Genomic DNA, 3,207 nt, shown 5'->3' with positions numbered 1-3,207 from the left:
CGGTGGAGCTGTGCGTAGATGTGATCAAGAGACAGCCACGCCGGCATCGCCGTGGCGCTGCTCGGCGTGGTGGTGATGGGCGTCTCCGCCTTCGCGCCCGCCGGCGGGCTGCTGCAGTTCGGCAGCGGCTTCACCTCCGCCGCGCGCGACGCGGGGCTGAAGATTACCGAGATCCGGATCGAGGGCGCGGAGAACATGCCCGAGCCGCGCATCCGCGCCGCGCTCGGGGTGAAGACCGGCGACCCGACGCTCGCCTTTTCCCCCGATGCCGCGCGCCAGGCGCTGGAGGCCCTGCCCTGGATCGCACAGGCCGAGGTGGAGCGCCGCCTGCCCGGCACGGTGGTGGTGCGCGTGAGCGAGCGCCGCCCCTTCGCCATCTGGCAGAACCAGGGCCGCTTCTCGGTGGTGGACCGTTCCGGCAAGGTGGTGGCGACGGACCGGCTGGACGCCTTCGGCCCGCTGCCGCTGATCGTCGGCGCCGGCGCGGAGAAATACGCCGCCGCCCTCTATGACCAGCTTCGCGAGGCCCCCGACGTGCTGGCCCGCACCCAGGCGCTGGTGCGCGTCGGCGAGCGGCGCTGGAACCTGCATCTTTCCAACGGCATGGACGTGTTGCTGCCGGAGGGCGAGGAAAAGGCCGCGATCCGCCGCCTCGCGGAACTGCAGAAGCGCAACGCCCTGCTCGACCGCCCGCTCGTCTCGGTGGATATGCGCCTGCCCGACCGGCTGGTGGTGCGCCAAGCGAACGCCCCGGCCCCGCCCGCCGAGGCCAGGCGCGGGAGCGGCAAAGGGTGAACGAACTGACGCGCATCCCGCCCCAGCTCGAACCCGTCGCCCGGCCGCGCCGCCGGCCACGCGCGCGCTCGGGCATCTATGGCGTGCTCGACATCGGCAGCACCAAGACCGCCTGCATGATCGCGCGCGTCGATGCCGACGGCCTGCCGCGCGTGCTGGGCCATGGCTGGAAGCGCGCCGGCGGCATGAAGGGCGGCAACGTCGTCGATCTCGCCGAGGCCGAGCGTGCGGTGCGCGACGCGGTGGCGGCGGCGGAGGAGATGGCCGACCACAAGCTCTCGGGCGTCATCTGCAACCTGTCCTGCGGCCAGCCGGAAAGCCGGGTGCAGAACCTGCACTGGACGATCGGCGGCCGCGCCGTCACCGAGGCCGACCTGCGCGCCCTGCTCTATGACGGCCGCCGCCGCGCCGCGGAGGAAGGGCGCGAGAGCGTGCACGCCATCCCGCTCGGCTTCACCATCGACGCGACGCCCGGCGTGGACGATCCACGCAAGATGACCTGCGACGTGCTGGGTGCGAAGCTGCATCTCGTCAGCGCCTCATCCGCCTCGCTGCGCAACCTCGGCGCCACCCTCGCCGCGCTGGACCTGGAGATCGAGGAGCTGGTTTCCGCCCCCTTCGCCGCCGCGCTGGCCGTGCTGGTGGAGGACGAGAAGGAACTCGGCGCCACGGTGGTGGACATGGGGGGCGGCTGCACCAGCCTCTCGGTGATCCAGGATCACCACCTGCTCTACACCGCGCAAGTCCCGGTCGGCGGCTGGCAGGTGACCAACGACCTGGCGCGCGGCCTCGCCACGCCGATCGCTCAGGCGGAACGCATCAAGACCCTGTATGGCGGCGTCACCGCCACCGCCGAGGACGAGAAGGAGATGCTGGTCATCCCGCAGGTGGGCGAGGACGACGACCACATCGCCCGCGTGCCGCGTGCCATGGTGATGAACATCGTGCGCCCGCGCCTGGAGGAGACACTGGAGCTGGTGCGCGACCGCATCGAGGCGGCGGGCCTCGGGCCGGAGACCGGCTCGCGCGTCGTGCTCACCGGCGGCGCCAGCCAGATCGTCGGCGTGCGCGAGCTCGCGGCGCGAATCCTCGACCGGCAGGTGCGTCTCGCGAAGCCGCATCCGGTGCGCGGGCTGCCAGAAAATATGCAAACTCCCGATTTCGCGACAACGCTCGGGCTTCTCTCATGGGGTGCGGGCGAAGGCCGCCCGACGCTCGACCTCGACATGGGCGGAATCGTGCCACGCAGCAAATTTGCGCGCTTCGTGAACTGGCTAAGGGATCGTGTCTGAGGCAAACTGCCGGCGGGGACAGTTCTTTTCCGGATTCACGTCCGGATTCATGCGTTGCCAAGGGGGGCTACGCCGATGACTCTCAACCTGACGATGCCTCGTCAGCAACACACCGATTTCTCGCCGCGGATCACCGTGGTCGGCGTCGGCGGTGCGGGCTGCAATGCCGTCAACAACATGATCGCCATGGGACTCGATGGGGTCGAGTTCCTGGTGACCAACACCGACGCGCAGGCGCTGCTGAACAGCCGTGCGGAGCGGCGCGTGCAGCTGGGTCCGCACCTGACACAGGGCCTGGGCGCAGGCGCCAAGCCCGAGATCGGCCGTGCCGCGGCGGAGGAAGCAACCGAGGATCTCGCGCGCCACCTCGAAGGCGTGCACATGGTCTTCATCACCGCCGGTATGGGCGGTGGCACCGGCACGGGCGCGGCACCGGTGATCGCACGCATGGCGCGTGAGCGCGGCGTGCTGACCGTCGGCGTGGTGACCAAGCCCTTCGACTTCGAGGGGCCCAAGCGCAAGCGCGCCGCGGATATGGGCCTCGACGAGCTGCAGCAGTATGTCGACACGCTGATCGTCATCCCGAACCAGAACCTGTTCAGGAAGGCGAACGAGCGCACCACCTTCGCCGAAGCCTTCAAGATGGCCGACGACGTCCTCTACATGGGCGTGCGCGGCGTGACCGACCTCATGGTCAACCCCGGCCTGGTGAACCTGGACTTCGCCGATATCCGCACCGTGATGGCGGAGATGGGCAAGGCCATGATGGGCACCGGCGAGGCCGAGGGCGACGACCGGGCGGTGAAGGCGGCCGAAGCCGCGATCAGCAACCCGCTGCTGGAGGACACCTCCATGCGCGGCGCCCGCGGCGTGCTGATCAACATCACCGGCGGCTGGGACATGACCCTGTTCGAGGTGGACGAGGCCGCGAACCGCATCCGCAAGGAAGTGGACGAGGAAGCCAACATCATCTTCGGCTCCTCGGTGGACGAGGAGATGAACGGCCGCCTGCGTGTTTCCGTGGTGGCGACGGGCATCGATGCCGAGGTCGAGGAAGCCCTGGCCGAGGCGCCGAAGCTGGTCGCCATCGGCGGCGGTGCGGTGCATGCGGTGGGCGGCG

At 70.0% G+C, this 3,207-nt stretch carries 3 protein-coding genes; all 3 read left to right on the top strand.

From position 1 onward, the window contains the following. The first annotated feature begins 51 nt into the window (after positions 1–51). Positions 52–795 (top strand): cell division protein FtsQ/DivIB, encoded by a 744-nt coding sequence (locus ROTAS13_RS21700; protein WP_253187739.1) that lies wholly within the window; start codon positions 52–54, stop codon positions 793–795. Then, entirely contained in the window at positions 792–2,087 is a 1,296-nt protein-coding gene (gene ftsA, locus ROTAS13_RS21695) for a cell division protein FtsA (protein ID WP_019459418.1), read from the top strand. The genes ROTAS13_RS21700 and ftsA overlap by 4 nt, the downstream gene beginning before the upstream one ends. Positions 2,088–2,162: 75 nt before the next feature. Next, positions 2,163–3,207: cell division protein FtsZ (gene ftsZ, locus ROTAS13_RS21690; RefSeq protein WP_075823384.1), on the top strand; the 1,045-nt coding region annotated here is incomplete at its 3' end.

It is taken from the genome of Roseomonas sp. TAS13 (genome assembly GCF_001950415.1).
In the GTDB taxonomy this organism is placed as follows: Bacteria; Pseudomonadota; Alphaproteobacteria; order Acetobacterales; family Acetobacteraceae; genus Roseomonas; species Roseomonas mucosa.
Note: the sequence above shows the minus strand (reverse complement) of the source record. Positions and strands in the feature narration are given on the sequence as shown.